At 56.8% G+C, this 17,741-nt stretch carries 14 protein-coding genes; 6 read left to right on the top strand and 8 right to left on the bottom strand.

The genetic code is table 11. From position 1 onward, the window contains the following. Positions 1 to 181 precede the first annotated feature (181 nt). Both pdeH and FHN83_RS10435 read left to right on the top strand, forming a co-directional pair. Positions 182 to 952, top strand: coding sequence for a cyclic-guanylate-specific phosphodiesterase (gene pdeH, locus FHN83_RS10440; RefSeq protein ID WP_039032455.1), 771 nt, complete (start codon positions 182 to 184; stop codon positions 950 to 952). 120 nt (positions 953 to 1,072) lie between these two features. Further along, positions 1,073 to 3,115 carry an AsmA family protein gene (locus FHN83_RS10435; protein WP_039032456.1) on the top strand — a complete coding sequence of 681 codons (2,043 nt, stop codon included), beginning with the start codon at positions 1,073 to 1,075 and terminating at the stop codon, positions 3,113 to 3,115. Positions 3,116 to 3,205: 90 nt separating this feature from the next. Here the strand turns inward: FHN83_RS10435 and FHN83_RS10430 are convergent, their stop codons facing one another. The 3 genes from FHN83_RS10430 to FHN83_RS10420 form a co-directional block, all read right to left on the bottom strand. After that, positions 3,206 to 4,528: an MFS transporter gene (locus FHN83_RS10430; protein ID WP_039032457.1), complete on the bottom strand. Its 1,323-nt coding sequence runs from the start codon at positions 4,526 to 4,528 to the stop codon at positions 3,206 to 3,208. 272 nt (positions 4,529 to 4,800) lie between these two features. Next, entirely contained in the window at positions 4,801 to 5,841 is a 1,041-nt protein-coding gene (yhjD, locus tag FHN83_RS10425) for an inner membrane protein YhjD (protein WP_375540656.1), read from the bottom strand. A 54-nt stretch (positions 5,842 to 5,895) separates the two neighbouring features. After that, entirely contained in the window at positions 5,896 to 6,795 is a 900-nt protein-coding gene (locus FHN83_RS10420) for a LysR family transcriptional regulator (protein WP_039032459.1), read from the bottom strand. Positions 6,796 to 6,914: 119 nt separating this feature from the next. Between FHN83_RS10420 and FHN83_RS10415 the strand changes: the two genes are divergently transcribed. Then, positions 6,915 to 7,673 carry an SDR family NAD(P)-dependent oxidoreductase gene (locus FHN83_RS10415; RefSeq protein WP_139563795.1) on the top strand — a complete coding sequence of 253 codons (759 nt, stop codon included), beginning with the start codon at positions 6,915 to 6,917 and terminating at the stop codon, positions 7,671 to 7,673. 32 nt (positions 7,674 to 7,705) lie between these two features. Here FHN83_RS10415 and FHN83_RS10410 read toward each other — a convergent pair whose 3' ends face one another. Then, the gene (locus FHN83_RS10410) at positions 7,706 to 8,233 is read right to left on the bottom strand and encodes a GNAT family N-acetyltransferase (RefSeq protein ID WP_039032461.1); all 528 of its coding nucleotides are present in this window, start codon (positions 8,231 to 8,233) and stop codon (positions 7,706 to 7,708) included. A 152-nt stretch (positions 8,234 to 8,385) separates the two neighbouring features. Between FHN83_RS10410 and FHN83_RS10405 the strand changes: the two genes are divergently transcribed. Beyond that, a complete protein-coding gene (locus FHN83_RS10405; protein ID WP_039032462.1) occupies positions 8,386 to 9,987 on the top strand; it encodes an STY4199 family HEPN domain-containing protein in 1,602 nt (533 codons plus the stop codon). 12 nt (positions 9,988 to 9,999) lie between these two features. On the opposite strand, the gene FHN83_RS10400 is transcribed toward FHN83_RS10405, so the two are convergent. Together FHN83_RS10400 and FHN83_RS10395 are read right to left on the bottom strand one after the other, a co-directional pair. Then, complete coding sequence (locus tag FHN83_RS10400) at positions 10,000 to 11,649, bottom strand: alpha,alpha-trehalase (RefSeq protein ID WP_039032463.1); 1,650 nt, start codon at positions 11,647 to 11,649, stop codon at positions 10,000 to 10,002. 234 nt (positions 11,650 to 11,883) lie between these two features. Next, on the bottom strand, positions 11,884 to 12,609 hold the full coding sequence (locus FHN83_RS10395; RefSeq protein ID WP_039032464.1) for a hypothetical protein: 726 nt from the start codon (positions 12,607 to 12,609) through the stop codon (positions 11,884 to 11,886). A 191-nt stretch (positions 12,610 to 12,800) separates the two neighbouring features. On the opposite strand from FHN83_RS10395, the gene FHN83_RS10390 reads away from it, so the two are divergent. After that, positions 12,801 to 13,205, top strand: a complete 405-nt coding sequence (locus FHN83_RS10390; RefSeq protein WP_139563794.1) for a hypothetical protein — start codon at positions 12,801 to 12,803, stop codon at positions 13,203 to 13,205. Positions 13,206 to 13,224: 19 nt separating this feature from the next. Here the strand turns inward: FHN83_RS10390 and gorA are convergent, their stop codons facing one another. Both gorA and FHN83_RS10380 read right to left on the bottom strand, forming a co-directional pair. Next, positions 13,225 to 14,577, bottom strand: a complete 1,353-nt coding sequence (gene gorA, locus FHN83_RS10385; protein WP_139563793.1) for a glutathione-disulfide reductase — start codon at positions 14,575 to 14,577, stop codon at positions 13,225 to 13,227. A 70-nt stretch (positions 14,578 to 14,647) separates the two neighbouring features. Then, positions 14,648 to 15,490, bottom strand: coding sequence for a 23S rRNA (adenine(2030)-N(6))-methyltransferase RlmJ (locus tag FHN83_RS10380; RefSeq protein ID WP_139563792.1), 843 nt, complete (start codon positions 15,488 to 15,490; stop codon positions 14,648 to 14,650). A gap of 203 nt (positions 15,491 to 15,693) precedes the next feature. On the opposite strand from FHN83_RS10380, the gene prlC reads away from it, so the two are divergent. After that, the gene (gene prlC, locus FHN83_RS10375) at positions 15,694 to 17,736 is read left to right on the top strand and encodes an oligopeptidase A (RefSeq protein WP_138370710.1); all 2,043 of its coding nucleotides are present in this window, start codon (positions 15,694 to 15,696) and stop codon (positions 17,734 to 17,736) included. Positions 17,737 to 17,741: the final 5 nt, after the last annotated feature.

Here is a 17,741-nt window from a genome sequence, read left to right as displayed (position 1 = left end):
AGCGGTCAACTGTATTAAAACGACGTTCCATTATTTTTTTGAACTCGGACAAGTTCCTGGCGGGTAAGAGATCCCAGATTTTCATTTTCGTCGGCAACCGGACATAAAGTTCTCTTCCCTGAGGCCGATAATCCTTTGACCAGTCCCGACAGGCTATTCCCCATTCAACAGGATATGTGAAATGAAGTTAAGGCAGGACATCCAGCTGCTGAGCATCCCTGAAGCGAGTATTGAGAACTTACAGGAACATCGCTACTGGCTGCAATGTGAGCGCGCTTACACTTATCAGCCGATCTACCGCACCGACGGTAAGCTGATGGCGATTGAGATCCTGACCGTCGTGACTCATCCTTCAAATCCGGCTCAGCGGATCGCCCCGGATCGCTACTTCGCGGAAGTACCCGTGCGCCATCGTCTGGATATTCTGGAAGAGCAGCTCACCATGCTGGCGGCCAGGCAGGCGTTTTTCGCCGACAATAACATTCTGGCTTCGGTTAACGTCGATGGTCCAACCCTGCTGGCGGTGCGTCAGGATGAGAGTCTGCAGAAGCTGATCCAGCGGCTGCCGTGGCTGCGCTTTGAGCTGGTGGAACATGTTCGTCTGCCGCAGGACTCCTCGTTTGCCACCATGTGCGAGTTTGGTCCACTGTGGCTGGACGATTTCGGCACCGGCATGGCGAACTTCTCCGCCCTGAGTGAAGTGCGTTACGACTACATCAAAGTGGCGCGTGACCTGTTCATCATGCTGCGCCAGACCCCGGAAGGCCGTAATCTGTTCACGCTCCTGCTGCAGCTGATGAACCGCTACTGCCAGGGCGTGATCGTCGAAGGCGTCGAGACGCTGGAAGAGTGGCGCGATGTTCAGAACTCACCAGCCGCCGCCGCGCAGGGCTATTTCCTCTCCCGTCCGGTGTCGATGGAGACGCTCGACAACGTTATCATCACCCTCTGAATTCCGGCAGCTTCCCATAATAGCGCGTGCTTAACGCGTTATTACCGGACGCTGCCGCCCCTTTCCCCTTGTCTGGACTATATTCATGAAAGGCAAGTGATTACTGAAAGGGAGAATGGAATGACAAAAACAACAAAGATTATCACCTGGATCCTGGGGGTCTTCTTGTTGTTGATTGTGGTGGCAATCGTCATCATTGCGACGTTTGACTGGAACCGCCTCAAACCGACCATCAACCAGAAAGTCTCAACCGAACTTAACCGACCTTTCGCCATTCGCGGCGATCTGGGCGTCGTGTGGGAGCGCCAGAAGGGCGAAACGGGCTGGCGCAGCTGGATCCCCTGGCCGCACGTTCACGCTAACGATGTCCTCCTCGGCAATCCGCCGGAGATACCCGATATCACGATGGTCCATCTGCCGCGCGTTGAAGCCACGCTGGCGCCGCTGGCGCTGCTCACCAAAACGGTCTATCTGCCGTGGATCAAACTGCAACAGCCCGATGCCCGGCTGATCCGCCTGTCGGAAAAAACCAACAACTGGACCTTTGATCTCGCTGATAGCAAAGACAAAGAGGAAAACGCGCAGCCTTCGGCCTGGTCGTTCCGGCTCGACAACATTATTTTCGATCGCGGTCGCGTCGCCATTGATGATGCAGTGAGCAAAGCCGACCTCGAGATCTTTGTCGATCCGCTCGGTAAACCGCTGCCGTTCAGCGAAGTGACCGGCGCGAAGGGGAAAGATGAGAAGGGCAAGGTGGGGGATTACGTCTTTGGCCTGAAGGCCGAAGGGCGCTATAACGATCAGCCGTTACGTGGCACCGGTAAAATTGGCGGCATGCTGGCGCTGCGCAGCGAAGGCACGCCGTTCCCGGTGCAGGCCGACTTCCGCTCCGGTAATACCCGGGTGGCCTTTGTCGGCACGGTGAACGACCCGATGAAAATGGGGGGCGTTGACCTGCGGCTTAAATTCGCCGGGGATTCACTGGGTGAACTCTATAAGCTGACCGGCGTTCTGCTGCCGGATACCCCGCCGTTTGAAACGGACGGCCATCTGGTGGCGAAAATCGATACGGAAAAATCCTCGGTCTACGATTACCGCGACTTTAATGGCCGGATCGGTGACAGCGATATTCACGGCTCGCTGACCTACAGCACCGGTAAACCGCGACCGAAGCTGGAAGGCGACGTGGAATCACGTCAGCTGCGCCTTGCCGATTTAGGGCCGCTGATTGGCGTCGATTCCGGTAAAGGCACGAAAGCGCAGAAGGTCAGAAAGGAGGCACCGCCGTCGGGCAAAGTGCTGCCGAATGACCGCTTCGAAACCGATAAGTGGGACGTGATGGATGCCGACGTGCGCTTCAAGGGGCGTCGAATCGAGCATGGCAGCAGCCTGCCCATCAGCAACCTCTCTACCCATATCATTCTGAAAAATGCCGATCTGCGCCTGGAGCCGCTGAAGTTCGGCCTGGCCGGGGGGACCATCTCGTCAAATATTCATCTGGAAGGGGATAAAAACCCGATGCGGGGTCAGGCGGATATTCAGGCGCGACGGCTGAAGCTGAAAGAGCTGATGCCGGATGTGGAACTGATGCAGAAAACCCTCGGCGAAATGAACGGCGATGCCAAAATTCGCGGCACCGGCAACTCGGTGGCGGCCCTGCTGGGTAACGGCAACGGCAACCTGAAGCTGCTGATGAATGACGGGCTGGTGAGCCGTAACCTGATGGAGATCCTCGGTCTGAACGTCGGCAACTTTATTATCGGGCAGATCTTTGGCGATGATGAAGTGCGGGTGAACTGTGCCGCCGCCAATATCGACCTGGTGAACGGCGTGGCGCGTCCGCAAATCTTTGCCTTTGATACCGAAAATGCGGTGATCAACATTACCGGCACGGCCAGTATGGCCTCGGAGCAGCTCGATCTCACCATCAACCCGGAAAGCAAGGGTATTCGCATCGTGACGCTGCGCTCGCCGCTGTACGTGCGCGGTAGCTTTAAAGATCCGGATGCGGGGGTGAAAGCAGGGCCGTTGATTGCTCGCGGCGCGGTGGCTGCTGCGCTGGCGACGCTGGTGACCCCGGCGGCGGCACTGCTGGCGCTGATCTCGCCGTCAGAGGGGCAGGCTAACCAGTGTCAGACCATTCTGTCGCAGATGAAGAAATAGTGCGGGAGTTGTTGCCCGGCGGCGCGATGCTTGCCGGGCCTTGAGTTTTACAGGCCGGGTAAGGCGTAGCTGCCACCCGGCCTTGTCATATTACAGCGACTGGTGACGGGTTTCGTGGGTCAGCAGCAGCGCAATCAGCGTCAGTGCCGCCATCGCTGCCAGGTAGAACCCCACATACTGCAGACCATAATTCGCCTGTAACCAGGTGGCGATATACGGCGCCACGGACGCGCCCAGAATCGAGGAGACGTTATAGGAGAAGGATGCTCCGGTATAACGCACTTCGGTCGGGAACAGCTCTGGCAGCAGCGCGCCCATCGGGCCGAAAGTCAGCCCCATCAGGCTCAGACCAATCAGCAGATACGCCATCACCAGGGCCGGGTTACCGGAACCGAGCAGCGGCGGGAAAACGAACAGCGCAAACACGATAATCAGCGAGGTGATGACGATCATGCTCGGGCGACGACCAAAGCGGTCGGCCAGCAGGCCCGCGATCGGCACCATCACACCAAAACCGATTACCGCCATCATCAGCATCCACAGCACTTCGTTACGCGGCAGACCCAGACCCACCGGCGCAGCCGTGGTGCTGAAGGTCATGGAGTAGACGGTCATGATGTAGAACAGCGTATAGGTCGCCAGCATGATGAAGGTGCCCAGCACGGTCACGCGAACGTGTTTGGTCAGCAGCGTGCCCAGCGGAACTTTTACCTGTTTCTTCGCAGCGGCCACTTTGGCAAACACCGGCGTTTCGTGCAGGGAGACGCGCACATACAGGCCGATCAGCACCAGCACCGCCGAGAAGATAAACGGAATACGCCAGCCCCAGGTCATGAACTGCTCGTCGGTCAGCAGCCAGGAGAGCAGCAGGAAGGTGCCGTTGGCAAAGAAGAAGCCAATCGGCGCGCCCAGCTGCGGGAAGGAGCCATACAGCGCACGCTTGCGCGGCGGCGCGTTTTCGGTGGCCAGCAGCGCCGCACCACCCCATTCACCACCCAGCCCCAGACCCTGACCAAAACGGGCCAGCGCCAGCAGCAGCGGAGCCAGAATACCGATGGTTTCATAGGTCGGCAGCAGGCCGATGGCAACGGTAGAGATCCCCATGGTCAGCAGCGAGGCGACCAGGGTCACCTTACGTCCGACGCGATCGCCGAAGTGACCGAACAGCGCAGAGCCGATAGGACGCGCGACGAAGGCGATGGCGAAGGTTGCCAGCGACTGCAGCGTTGCCGCCGTCGGGTCGCCCTGCGGGAAGAAGATATGCGGGAAAACGATAACCGCAGCGGTAGCGTAAATATAGAAGTCGAAGAATTCGATGGCGGTGCCAATCAGTGACGCGACGACGACTTTATTGCGCGAGTTAACCGGGACGTTTTCCTGCTCTGAATTGAGTGTTGTGGCTGTGGCTTGCATAAACTTTTCTTATTTTTGGCGAACGAAAGGCCATATTACGCACAGCAAAAGCGACATTTCAATCTGTAACAAACGCAGCGGGCGGTGAAAAAGGCAGCAAAAAGCGGATAATTTTCAGACCAGGAAAATCACATCTATGAAATGCTTCACAGAAATTAAAAGTTAGAGGATAAAACTGGTTTTCGGTTAAATAAAAGTTACAGGCTGGATTTATATGCTGAAATGATGAATCGGGCTGATATATTTCATTCTTATTCAGCCCGATGGGGTATTTAACGGTGCGTTTTGCCGGGCATTCGCCGGTCATCCGGGTACTCGGCGGTGGCGATCCAGGCCGCGCAGAACAGGGTCAGTCTGGCGAAGAAGTAGAAGAAGGCCATCAGCCCCAGCACGGAGCCAAACGCCGCCCCGGACGGGGAGGTCATCAGCGATGGCAGGGTGTACGTCATCACGATTTTGATCACCTCAAAGCCGATAGCGGCAATGAACGTGCCGCGGATCAGCGCCTTGCGGCGAGGCCGGTGACGCGGCAGACGCCAGAAGATCCAGAAGAACAACAGATAGTTCGCCAGCATCGAGATACCTAACCCCACCAGATGCCAGACGGGTTTCAGCCACTCAATAGTGTCGAGATAGAGCGCGGAGATGATCATCTGCTGCGCCGAGCCCGCCACGGAGGTGATGGTGAGGGTGATAACCAGCGCCACCAGCAGCCCAATCAGCGAGACGAAGTCGCGGAAATATTTGGTCCAGATCTTCTCCTCATCCTGCGGCTTACGTTCCCAGACGTCGCGCGACTGGGCGCGGATCGCCTCCCGCAGGTTACCCATCCAGTTAACGCCGGAGTAGAGCGCCACAAACAGCCCGACAATCCCCACGGTAGTACGCTGCTGGACGGCGGTACTGATGGTGCTTTTCAGGGTGGTGGCCAGCGTCGGATCGCTGACGTTCTGCAGGATTTTAGTGAAGATGTCCTGCAGCAGCGTCGGATGCGACACCAGCACAAACCCTGCTGCGGCAAAGGAGAGCATCAGGATGGGGATCATCGACAGAAATGAGAAGTAGGTGATCGCCGCGCCAAACTGATTGCCCAGCCGATCGTTAAACCGCTCGGTCGCGCGCAGCAGGTGGGCAATCATCGGCCTTTGCTGAATCAGCTGAATGACGTCTTTCGCCTTGTCGAGCAGACTGCCCGTTTTACGCACGGCGGTAATTTTGGCTTCAGCTGGCTTCGGGGGCGGGCTGTTTTCCAGTTTCTTAATCGGCTCGTAATCCAGATCCTGGGTGGGACGTTGCGGGTTGCTATCCGGCATCAGTCACGTTTTCCTTATCGTTTAGCGAGTAGTCCCTGCAATTATAGCCTGCGCTCAGTCAACGTAGGTTTTCATGATTTCCGTGAGCCAGGCCATAAACAGATGCACCCGGCGGGAAAGATTGCGGCGATGGGGATAAATGAGCGACACCGGCATCGGTCTGGCGCGGTACTGCGGCAGGATCTCCAGCAGCTTTTTGGCGCGCAGCGCGTCACGCACGCCGACCCTTGGAACCTGAATAATCCCGAGTCCAGCGAGGGCCGAGGCGTGGTAGGTTTCGGTGCTGTTGACCGTCAGGACGCCGCCGGTCTTGATCCAGTGGCTAATGTCGCCATCAAAATATTCGAACCCCTGAGGCCGGGTGCCGAGATGCGTCGCGTAGTGCACCACTGCATGGGAGGCTAAATCATCCAGCCCGTCCGGATAGCCAAAACGCGACAGATAATCGGGGCTGGCGCAGTTAATCACCGACAGCCTGCCGAGCGGGCGGGCGATTAAGCCGGAGTCCTTCAGGGTGCCGACGCGCACCACGCAGTCAAATCCTTCGCGGATCACATCCACCAGCCGGTCGCTGCTGCTCAGCTCCAGTTCAATGCCGGGATACTGCTGTAAAAAAAGCGGCAGTTTGGGGATGACTAAATTTCGCGCAACGCCTGCCGGCATATCCACTCGGATCCTTCCGCTGACGCTGGCAGGGTCGTGCAAAAAAAGACCATCCAGTTCATCCATGTTTGCCAGCAGATCTTTGGCCCGCTCGTAATAGACCATGCCGTCCTGCGTCAGGCTGACGCGCCGCGTGGTGCGGTGCAGCAACTGCGTGCCAAGCCCGTTCTCCAGCGCCTGAATCTGGCGCGATACGCTACCTTTAGGAAGGCCCATTGAGTCCGCGGCGCGGGAAAAACTCTCCAGTTCAGCGACGCGAATGAACAGCTGCATTGCGTGAATTTTATCCATAGGGAGCGCTCATTGTTGTTAAGTTTGAAACAGTGAAGCGTTGCAGAGCGTATTTATTGATTTTCTATCACCTAATAAGCTCTTTCTCAATCACCACAACAGCCGAAACGAGGTTTCTTATGACTGAACGTATTGCAATAGTGACTGGCGGCAGCCGCGGGCTCGGTAAAAACGCGGCATTGAAGCTGGCAGCGAAAGGTGTCGGGATCCTGCTCACCTTCAACCGCAGCGAGCAGGAAGCGCTTGATGTTGTACGCGAAATTGAGCAAAAAGGGGTGAAAGCGGCAGCATTGCAGCTGAACGTCGGCGATGTCGCCAGCTTTGAGCGTTTCGTTACTCAGGTGACCGAAAAACTGCATTCGGTATGGCAGCGTAACACCTTCGATTATTTGTTGAACAACGCCGGCGTGGGTTTATACGCCCCTTATGTGGAGACCACGGAAGCCCAGTTTGATGAAGTGATGAACATCCATTTCAAAGGACCCTTCTTTCTGACCCAGGGCCTGTTACCGCTGATGAAAAACGGCGGGCGGATCTTCAACGTCTCATCCGGTCTGGCCCGTTTTGCCCTGCCGGGCTCCAGCACCTATGCGGCGATGAAAGGGGCGATGGAAGTGCTCACCCGCTATCAGGCCAAAGAGCTGGGCGCGCGTGGCATCACCGCCAATATTATCGCCCCCGGGGCCATCGAAACCGATTTTGGTGGCGGTCGCGTGCGTGATAATAAAGAGATCAATCAGCAGATTGCCTCCCAGACGGCGCTGGGACGCGTCGGGCTGCCGGACGATATCGGCGATGCGATTGCCGCGCTGCTCAGTGACGAACTCGGCTGGATGAATGCCCAGCGCATTGAAGTTTCCGGAGGGATGTTCCTGTAAGAAGGTGCCGGGGAGGGATCCCCGCGGCACGTTTAGTCGTACTCTTTTCTTAACAGCCCAAACAGCCAGTCGTTATGCCACTCGCCTGCCAGCCAGTAGCTTTCGCGCAGTTCACCTTCCAGCACAAACCCCACTTTTTCCAGCAGGCGTTTCGACGCCACATTGCCCGCCGTCACCGTGGCGGTTAAGCGGCGGATGCCCCCCTGAGTAAAGGCGTAATCGCACACTCCCTGTAAAGACTCAAAGCCGTAGCCTTTTCCCTGCGCCTGCGGAGCAAACAGAAAGCCCACTTCGGCGCAGTCATCATCATGATGGATATAGCCCGTGACCCCGAGCGGCGTCTGGCTGGCGTTATCGCGCACTACCAGGCACAACCAGTGGGCGCTGCCCGGCGTCCACGCGGGCAGACGCGCCGTAAAGGCTTGGCGGATGGCCTCTTCCGGGCGGGCTTCGGCGACGTAGCGCATCACATCGGGGTGTTGCTGCAGCGAGAGAAAAAAGGGCCAGTCTTCTTCCTGTAACGGGGAGCAGGTTAAACGCGGGGTGTGCAACACAGGCATGCCAGATCTCCGGGAGCTTTTGTAAATGATTTTAACATTATCACTGAAATAGTAGCGGTTATCGGTTATGTTTAATCTGGTATAACCACTTAAAAAATAAACGCTCTCCGTTAGCTGCGCCTGAATCTTTGCGCGGCATTTAAAGGAAAATGATGACCCTCAGTAATTCGCACGTGATCCGCGAGCAGTTTGAACGCTGTCTGGGAATTATTCGTCAGGCCTCCGTGGAGATCCTGCTCCTGTTAAAGGTGCATGTTGCCGAAGGCAAAGATCCCCGTTGGTTCCTTGAGCAGCTGGATTCCGCCAGGCTGGCGTTGGGCGGCTGGGCGAGCGTGGCGAAACGGCTGAACCTCAACGATGCCGAGCTGTCGCAGTTCACCCTGCAGCTGCGGCTTTTACAGCAGCGGGTGCCGCAGTATGAGAGCGGGCAGGAGGTGAGCGATAACCAGCTGATTGCCGCGATGCGCTTCGTCACGGCGCTGGAACACCTGCGTTTGCAGCAGCCGCTGCTGACCTACAGTACGGAATTGAGCCCCGGCGATGAGCTTCGCCAGCAGCACGCCCAGAAACAGGTGCGGGCGCTGGAGCTGATGATGAAAGGGCTGATCGTGCAGGCCTGGCCAGACCCGACGCGCCTGAACAATCATCTGAAAACCTTGTTTGGTGCCGATCGGGTTCGTCGCTGGCTGCAGCAGGGCGAACGCAACGACGCCCTCGGCGGCATGATGTTTAGCGAGCTGGCGCTGATGCTGGTGGATAAAAAAGAGTATTCCCGCTCTTATTCGGCGCTGTTCAGCGATCCGGCCCTGCTGACGTTAATGGTGGAGCCGCGTAAAACGCTCCAGTCCTTTCTTGATGATATCCGCCTGATCCGCAATAACATTATTGCCCGGCAGCCGCTGACCTCCGCGCAACTCCTTCTGCTGGATAACTATTACGCCCAGATCGCCAGCCCTGTTCAGCGCGCCTTTAACGAGGGCCGCACCACCGTGAACCCGACGGGGCTGATGGCAGAGGGCACCCACGAGCTGGATCTCTTTTGGGAGAACGCGAGGAAAAAAAATCAGCTCACAGGCGACGACATCTTTGAGGTGCGCGACACCATCGATAAACCGAACCGTCGGCCTGCGCGTACCCCGGAGCAGCGCGATTACCTGATCTCGGTTGTGCTGTGGGGCGCGGTCGGGGTGATGGTGATGGGCATGCTGATGATGGGCACCTGGCTGTTAATTGAGAGCAGCGGCCCGACCCAGGCGGCCAGCACCGTGGCACCCCCTGTGAAGACGGTGGCAACGGAAGAGATGCGCGAGACGCCTTCCTCCCGCGAAACGCTGACGCGTATGGGCGTCACCTGGGATGAAAATAACTTCCGCGCGGCAATCGACAGAAACGACACCCGCGTGGCGAAGCTGTTCCTGAAGGCGGGAATGGAGTGGAAACTCTCCTGGACCGAGCATGCGCTCTCCATGAACCATCGCGAGGTGCTGGACCTGCTGATGCGCTACCGTCTGCAAATGGGGCAGGAGAAGCCCTGCCGGCAATTTATCAATACCCTCGGGCACGCGATGGCAGGCGGAGAGCCGCTGACGGATCTGCGTAAAGAGTATCTCCAGGCCTTCTGTACCGTTCCGGCGGTGGTTGAGCGCCAGCGGCATGATATGGACCAGGCGAAGCGGCGGGCGCAGGCCCAGCCGGACGCCAGCACCAAAAAATGGCAGACCATTCAGACGGCCATTTATGAGGTCATCCGCTGACCAGGAGGGGAGTTACGGCTCCCCGTACAGGCCAATCAGTCTGCGCACCACGCCGTTGGTCCAGCCAAACCCATCCTGCAGGGGATACTCACCCCCGCCACCTTCCCGGGGCTGGCTGCTGGCGATGTGATACTTCTCAATCAGCTTGTGATGCGTTTTGTAGAAGTGGTTTACCGTGTGCAGCCAGCTCCAGGCAATTTCATCCCCCAGGGAGTCGTTACCGTATTGCTTGAACCCCTGGATCGCCATCCACTGCAGCGGTGCCCAGCCGTTGGGTTTATCCCACTGTTCGCCGGTTTCGTACTCGGTGGCAAGAATACCGCCCGGCGTCAGGAGCCGCGCTTTTACCGCATCGGACAGGCGTTCAGCCTGTTCATGGGTGCACATGCCGACGTACAGCGGCACGATGCTGGCCGCGGAGAACAGCGCCAGCTGCTCCCGACGCCAGTCGTAATCGCGATAGCAGCCGTTCTCGTCATCCCACAGATAGCGGTTAACCGCCGCGCGGCGATCGCTCGCCTTCTGGCGGAAGAGTTCTGCGGTCTCTTTATCCCCTTTCGATGCCGAAATATTGGCGATGGCGCTCTCCAGCTTGAACAGGAAGGCGTTGAGATCGATAGGGATAAACTGGGTGGTGCGAATACTTGCCAGCCGGCTCGGATCCCGCAGCCAGCGGGAGGAGTAGTCCCAGCCGGAAGCGGCCCCGGCGCGCAGGTCGCGGTAGACCTCGTTAGGCGGACGTCCGGAGTGGCGGGCGGTTTCGACGTCCTCTATCCAGGATTCGTCACGCGGCGTGTCACGGTCATCCCAGTAGCGGTTGAGCAGAGAGCCGTCCGGCATACGTACCGCGCTACGGTAGGCCTGGTTGAGCAGCAGCGACTCCGCGCCGTCCATCCAGAAGGCGTACTCCATTTTCAGGTGATCCAGATAGCGCTTGGCGCCGCGCACGCCATCCTCTTCAAACAGCTCCACCATCAGGGCAAACACCGGCGGCTGGGAGCGGCTCAGGTAGTAGGTGCGGTTCCCGTTAGGAATATGGCCGTACCTTTCGATCATCCACGCAAAGTTATCCGCCATGCACTTAAGCATGTCGTGGCGGCCGCTCTCGGCCAGCCCCAGCATGGTGAAGTAGGAGTCCCAGTAGTAGGTTTCGCTGAACCGCCCGCCGGGCACAATGTAGGCCTGCGGCAGCGCCAGCAGCGATGACCAGGGGATGTGATCCTGCGGCTCGCGGGTCAGCACCGGCCACAGGGTGTCGATATGGTCTTTGAGCGAGAACGAAGGATCCGAAACATATTCGCTCGACATGACTTCCGGCAGCCAGAAGTGGTTTTCCACGAACTGGCGCAGGTCAAAGTCCCGGTGGCGTCTCACCTTCCGGTAACGGATGAGAATATCCAGCGGATCCATCTTGGGCGCGCAGTCGGGGAAAGTTTTGCTGTCGGCAAAGAGTCGCGACGACTGCACATGCTCGAAGAGCTCAAGGTAGCGATCGGCAGGGGTGAGCGCATCGGATGCGGGCAGCCCTTCAATCATTTCGGGTTCCGGTTCCGCCTCGAGCATTTCATCCAGTTTTAACTCGCAGGGATCGATTTCGTAGAGAAGTTCTTGTTCTATGTCGAACTCTACGGTCTCTACAGTGCGTATATTCTGGTTGAACATGGTGGTCAGGACCTCCGGTTTACGTTGTCTCAGGTCTGGTTTTATCCGGTTGCCTACTAATCTTAGACATTCGCTTCGGTCTGTGGTGAGGGAAATGTGCGGTAGATCACGTTTTGTGATTGAGGGAAATAAGAGGTTGCTGGAGCCATGTTGATGTTTTTAGGGCAGTAAACAGGGCATCCAGCAGTAAAAAGGGCAGATAAAATTCGGATCTTTCGCTATGCATTAGCGCGCTTATGAGGAGGCCGTTTCCGTCTCTTCATTCAAGCGATACCCTAGCGCCCGTTCAAACACGTTGTTTGATGAGCACTGCGCGCGAAAGCCTCTGCCTTCCGGCTGTATAACAAACTGTAGGGAGTCAGACAGCGCCACATCTTCATCTTTCGCGTTTGAGCCGATGACCGCATTTGGGGCGAATGGCGCGACCGCAGCGGCAAAAGTCTCTTCCATCTCTTCACGCGTTTTATATTGTTCGTCTTCAATATTGAGCGCGCTATGAATGATGGCGCAGTCAAGCATCGTTCCCTGAAGCCAGTAACATGAAGATGAATAGCCTGCGCACCAGGTCAGTTTACTGCCTTCGATAAAAGCTTCCAGGTGTTCGATTTTACTGCCCGCAAAGCATGAGCCAAGCATCAGGCCTTTGATATTAAATTTCTTCGATTTTTCATTAATGGCATAGAGGAGATGGTCCAGGGAAACATCTCCAATATGAGTTCTACTGCCATGCGCCGCCACATAAACGATGGTGTTGTCGAACTTCTGACGACACAGGCATTCCAGCGCAACATCAAAGCTGCTTTTGTTGTAGAAGTTCAGGCAATAGACCTCGGTATTGCCATGCATCTTCGCGATCCCTTGCACAAACGGCAATACCGACGAGCGATGGGCATCGTGATCGTCGAGCTTCCACGGAGATTCCAGAACCAGAATGGCATTCTTATTGCTGTTAATTGGCATAAAATAGACACCTAAGTGAAATTAATTATTTATTGGATTAATAACGCTATGTATTTGAACTTTTATCTCATCGGCCAACTCTGCAAATAATTGTCCAAAATCGATATTGTTTCGCCACGCTGAAATAAGTAATTAAGAGATTCCACTCCGTCGTCATCGTTTCAGATGACAACTTCAAACCAGGGATCCTTATGAACCTTAACGCGAAGCGTCAGGGCGTTACGCCTTTTTCTTTTGAAAAACCTGAAGAATATAAATCCACTATAACAGAACTGGAGGGGTTGCTGGAAAGCCGCCATTTTGCGTGGCTGGATATTTGTGAAGGAGAGAACAAAGCGATTATTTTTCGCAGCAATCTGAAGAAAAGTGTATTCCGCAATATTCAGTTTGGCAGTTTATTAATTAACCGTTGTTATATCGACGGGCTCTGTTTTGAGAGTTGTGATTTGCGCAATGTCTTTTTCTCAAATAGTACCGTGACGCAGCCCATTCATTTACGTCACTGTGATGTTGCGGGGATGCGTCTGTTAAATATGTCGTTAAGGATGTTTATTTTTGAGGAGTGTACCGGCGTCGGGCAGATTGTGATTGCCTGACACCGGTCGCTATGCGTGATTAACGCATGGTCACAAACTCTTCTGCCGCCGTCGGGTGAATAGCCACGGTATTATCAAAGTCTTTCTTAGTCGCACCCATTTTCAGCGCCACCGCAAAGCCCTGCAGGATCTCATCCATACCAAAGCCGATACCATGAATGCCGACGATCTTCTCGTCCGGGCCGACGCAGACTAATTTCATGCGGCACGGCTGGCGGTGAGAGGTCACTGCGGTATACATGGCGGTGAAGGCGGATTTATACACTTTCACCTGGTCGTCGCCATAGTGCGCGCGCGCCTGCGGTTCGGTTAAACCGACGGTGCCGATTGGCGGGTGGCTGAAGACCACGGTCGGGATGTTGCTGTAATCCAGGTGCTCTTCCGGTTTGTTGTTAAACAGACGCTCGGAAAGACGACGACCCGCGGCCACGGCCACCGGGGTCAGTTCGACTGCGCCGGTGTTATCGCCCACGGCGTAGATGCCTGATACGCTGGTGTTCTGGAACTTATCGACAACGATATAGCCTTTCTCGTTGGTTTCAACGCCCGTGACGGCCAGGTTGAAGTTGTCGTTTGCCGGTTCACGACCAATGGCCCAGATCAGGCAATCCACGGTCTGGCTGCGGCCATCTTCCAGCTCCAGGGTCAGGCTGCCGTCGGCGTTTTTCACTACTGCCTTCGGAATCGCTTCAGTGTGCAGATGCGGGCCTTCGGCGTTCATCACTTCTACCAGCGTATCCACAATCAGCGGGTCGAAGTTGCGCAGCGGGGCGTGTTTACGCACAAACAGGTGCGCTTCAGCGCCCAGACCGTTAATCACACCCGCCAGCTCCACGGCGATATAACCTGCGCCCACGATAGCGACGCGTTTCGGCAGGGCAGGCAGTTCGAAGAAACCGTCAGAGTCGATGCCGTATTCCGCACCCGGAATAGCCGGGTGGCTCGGACGGCCACCGGTAGCGATCAGGATATGATCGGCGGTGATCGTCTCGCCGTTGACTTCGATCGTCTTCGCATCCACAAAGCGGGCAAAACCACGGATCACGTCGACGTTGTTCTTGCCCAGCACGTTATCGTAGGAGGTGTGAATACGATCGATGTAGGCGGTACGGCTGGCGATCAGGCGATCCCAGTCGAAGTTGTTGATGGTGGTGTCAAAACCGTAATCCGGGCCATAAAGATGGATAGCCTCGCGGATCTGCGCCGCATGCCACATCACCTTTTTCGGTACACAACCGACGTTGACGCAGGTGCCGCCGAGGTCTTTCGCTTCAATCAGCGCGCACTTCTGGCCATACATGGCCGCACGGTTAATCGAGGCGATGCCGCCGCTGCCGCCACCGATAGCGATGTAGTCATAATGCTTAGTCATGGTCTTATCCTTAATCGTTAATTGCCGCGATTGTATACTTGAAATCAATAGTTTCCATCGATGGCTGCGATTACTCTGGCACGATCCAGCTGACGGTCATGTGGCCCGTTCCGGCCGGAACCAGCTTTTTGTGCAGCCACGGCAGAACGTTATTCATCTGCGCTTCGAGCTTCCACGGCGGGTTAACCACGATCATGCCGGAGGCAGTCATGCCGCGTCGATCGCTATCCGGAAGAACCGCCAGTTCAATTTGCAGGATCTTACGGATGCCGGTGGCTTCCAGGTCTTTTATCATGCGCTTGATCTGCGAACGCAGCACCACCGGATACCACAGGGCATAGGTGCCGGTGGCAAAGCGTTTATAACCCTCGTTGATGCCCGCAACCACCGCCTGATAGTCGCTTTTGATTTCGTAAGGCGGGTCGATCAGCACCAGGCCGCGACGGGAAACCGGCGGCAGCTTCGCTTTCAGCTGCTGGTAGCCGTCCGATTTCTCCACGCGCGCGCGGCTGTCTTTCTGGAATTCGGATCGCAGCAGCGGATAATCGCTCGGGTGCAGTTCGGTGAGCTGAATGCTGTCCTGCTCGCGCAGCAGCTGGCGGGCAATCAGCGGCGAGCCCGGGTAGTAGCGTAACTGGCCGCTGCGGTTGAAGTGGTTGATCACGCTGATGTAGGGCTCAAGCTCTGCCGGCAGGTCGTCCTGCTGCCAGATACGGGCGATACCTTCCAGATACTCCCCGGTGCGCTCGGCGTGTTCGCCGCTCAGCTGATAGCGGCCCGCGCCAGCATGGGTGTCCAGATAGAGAAAAGGCTTATCTTTCTCTTTCAGCGCTTCGATAATCAGGCTCTGAACGGTATGTTTAAGGACGTCGGCGTGGTTGCCCGCGTGAAAGCTGTGGCGATAACTGAACATGGGTAGATAAATTCCAGATAATGTCGATTGGCCACAGTTTACAGCAGAACGGCACAGATTACCCGTAGGCCCGGCACGCGGCGTCGCAGCGGCTGCTTTTCTGTCACCGCAGCCATTGAAATTCACTACACTTAACCCCATCCTGGAACAATATGCTCGCGCAGGATGCGCGCTTCATTCACTCATTTAACAGGACAGTGTTTATGACCAACCCATTACTGACGCCTTTTTCGTTGCCACCGTTCTCCTCCATTCTGCCTGAACATGTTGTCCCCGCGGTCACTAAAGCACTGGACGATTGCCGTACCGCAGTCGAGAGCGTGGTTGCGCAAGGCGCGCCCTATACCTGGGAAAACCTGTGTCAGCCGCTGGCGGAAGTGGATGATGTGCTTGGCCGCATCTTCTCCCCGGTCAGCCACCTGAACTCGGTGAAAAACAGCCCGGAACTGCGTGAAGCCTACGAACAAACCCTGCCGCTGCTGTCGGAATACAGCACCTGGGTCGGGCAGCACGAGGGGCTGTACAAAGCGTACCGCGACCTGCGCGATGGCGATCACTATGCGACGCTGAACATCGCCCAGAAAAAGTCTGTCGATAACGCCCTGCGTGACTTTGAACTGTCGGGCATCGGCCTCGCGAAAGAGAAACAGCAGCGCTACGGCGAAATTGCCACCCGCCTGTCTGAGCTTGGTAACCAGTACAGCAATAATGTCCTGGATGCCACCATGGGCTGGACGAAGCTGATTACCGACGAAGCCGAGCTTGCGGGCATGCCGGAGAGCGCGCTGGCGGCAGCAAAAGCCCAGGCCGAAGCAAAAGAGCAGGAAGGCTACCTGTTGACCCTGGATATCCCGAGCTATCTGCCGGTGATGACCTACTGCGACAACCAGGCTCTGCGTGAAGAGATGTATCGCGCCTACAGCACCCGTGCCTCCGATCAGGGCCCGAACGCCGGTAAATGGGACAACAGCCCGGTAATGGCCGAAATCCTCGCCCTGCGTCACGAGCTGGCGCAGCTGCTGGGCTTTGACAGCTACGCGGATAAATCCCTCGCCACCAAAATGGCCGAGAACCCACAGCAGGTGCTCGATTTCTTAACCGATCTTGCAAAACGCGCCCGTCCACAGGGTGAGAAAGAGCTGGCCCAGCTGCGCGCCTTCGCGAAAGCGGAGTTCGGCGTGGATGAGCTGCAGCCGTGGGATATCGCGTACTACAGCGAGAAGCAGAAACAGCACCTCTACAGCATCAGCGATGAGCAGCTGCGCCCGTACTTCCCGGAAAACAAAGCCGTTAACGGCCTGTTCGAAGTGGTCAAACGCATTTACGGCATCACCGCGAAAGAGCGTAACGATGTGGACGTATGGCACGACGACGTGCGTTTCTTCGAGCTGTATGACGACAAAAACGAACTGCGCGGCAGCTTCTATCTCGACCTGTACGCCCGCGAAAATAAACGCGGCGGCGCGTGGATGGACGACTGCGTGGGCCAGATGCGTAAAGCCGACGGCTCGCTGCAGAAGCCGGTGGCCTACCTGACCTGTAACTTCAACCGTCCGGTAAACGGCAAACCTGCGCTGTTCACCCATGACGAAGTGATCACCCTGTTCCACGAGTTCGGCCACGGCCTGCACCATATGCTGACCCGTATTGAAGCGGCAGGCGTTGCCGGTATCAGCGGTGTGCCGTGGGATGCCGTCGAACTGCCAAGCCAGTTTATGGAAAACTGGTGCTGGGAGCCGGACGCGCTGGCGTTTATCTCCGGCCACTATGAGACCGGCGAGCCGCTGCCAAAAGCGCTGCTGGATAAGATGCTGGAAGCGAAAAACTACCAGGCGGCGATGTTTATCCTGCGCCAGCTGGAGTTCGGCCTGTTCGATTTCCGCCTGCATGCCGAGTTCAGCCCGGAGCAGGGCGCGAAGGTGCTCGAAACCCTCGCGGAGATCAAAAAGCAGGTTGCCCTTATTCCAGGCCCGGCCTGGGGTCGCTTCCCACACGCGTTCAGCCACATCTTTGCTGGCGGTTATGCGGCAGGGTACTACAGCTACCTGTGGGCGGACGTGCTGGCGGCAGACGCTTACTCCCGCTTCGAAGAAGAGGGGATTTTCAACCGCGAAACCGGTCAGTCGTTCCTGGATAACATCCTGACCCGCGGCGGTTCCGAAGAGCCAATGGAGCTGTTCAAACGCTTCCGTGGCCGCGAACCGCAGCTGGATGCGATGCTGGAGCATTACGGCATCAAGGGTTAATTGAT

The sequence above is a fragment of the Leclercia adecarboxylata genome (genome assembly GCF_006171285.1).
In the GTDB taxonomy this organism is placed as follows: domain Bacteria; phylum Pseudomonadota; class Gammaproteobacteria; order Enterobacterales; family Enterobacteriaceae; genus Enterobacter; species Enterobacter barmai.
Note: the sequence above shows the minus strand (reverse complement) of the source record. Positions and strands in the feature narration are given on the sequence as shown.

Coding starts and splice junctions, on each gene's coding strand:
- pdeH (WP_039032455.1), top strand. CDS start 182: ATGAAGTTAAGGCAGGACATCCAGCTGCTGAGCATCCCTGAAGCGAGT.
- FHN83_RS10435 (WP_039032456.1), top strand. CDS start 1,073: ATGACAAAAACAACAAAGATTATCACCTGGATCCTGGGGGTCTTCTTG.
- FHN83_RS10430 (WP_039032457.1), bottom strand. CDS start 4,528: ATGCAAGCCACAGCCACAACACTCAATTCAGAGCAGGAAAACGTCCCG.
- yhjD (WP_375540656.1), bottom strand. CDS start 5,841: ATGCCGGATAGCAACCCGCAACGTCCCACCCAGGATCTGGATTACGAG.
- FHN83_RS10420 (WP_039032459.1), bottom strand. CDS start 6,795: ATGGATAAAATTCACGCAATGCAGCTGTTCATTCGCGTCGCTGAACTG.
- FHN83_RS10415 (WP_139563795.1), top strand. CDS start 6,915: ATGACTGAACGTATTGCAATAGTGACTGGCGGCAGCCGCGGGCTCGGT.
- FHN83_RS10410 (WP_039032461.1), bottom strand. CDS start 8,233: ATGCCTGTGTTGCACACCCCGCGTTTAACCTGCTCCCCGTTACAGGAA.
- FHN83_RS10405 (WP_039032462.1), top strand. CDS start 8,386: ATGACCCTCAGTAATTCGCACGTGATCCGCGAGCAGTTTGAACGCTGT.
- FHN83_RS10400 (WP_039032463.1), bottom strand. CDS start 11,649: ATGTTCAACCAGAATATACGCACTGTAGAGACCGTAGAGTTCGACATA.
- FHN83_RS10395 (WP_039032464.1), bottom strand. CDS start 12,609: ATGCCAATTAACAGCAATAAGAATGCCATTCTGGTTCTGGAATCTCCG.
- FHN83_RS10390 (WP_139563794.1), top strand. CDS start 12,801: ATGAACCTTAACGCGAAGCGTCAGGGCGTTACGCCTTTTTCTTTTGAA.
- gorA (WP_139563793.1), bottom strand. CDS start 14,577: ATGACTAAGCATTATGACTACATCGCTATCGGTGGCGGCAGCGGCGGC.
- FHN83_RS10380 (WP_139563792.1), bottom strand. CDS start 15,490: ATGTTCAGTTATCGCCACAGCTTTCACGCGGGCAACCACGCCGACGTC.
- prlC (WP_138370710.1), top strand. CDS start 15,694: ATGACCAACCCATTACTGACGCCTTTTTCGTTGCCACCGTTCTCCTCC.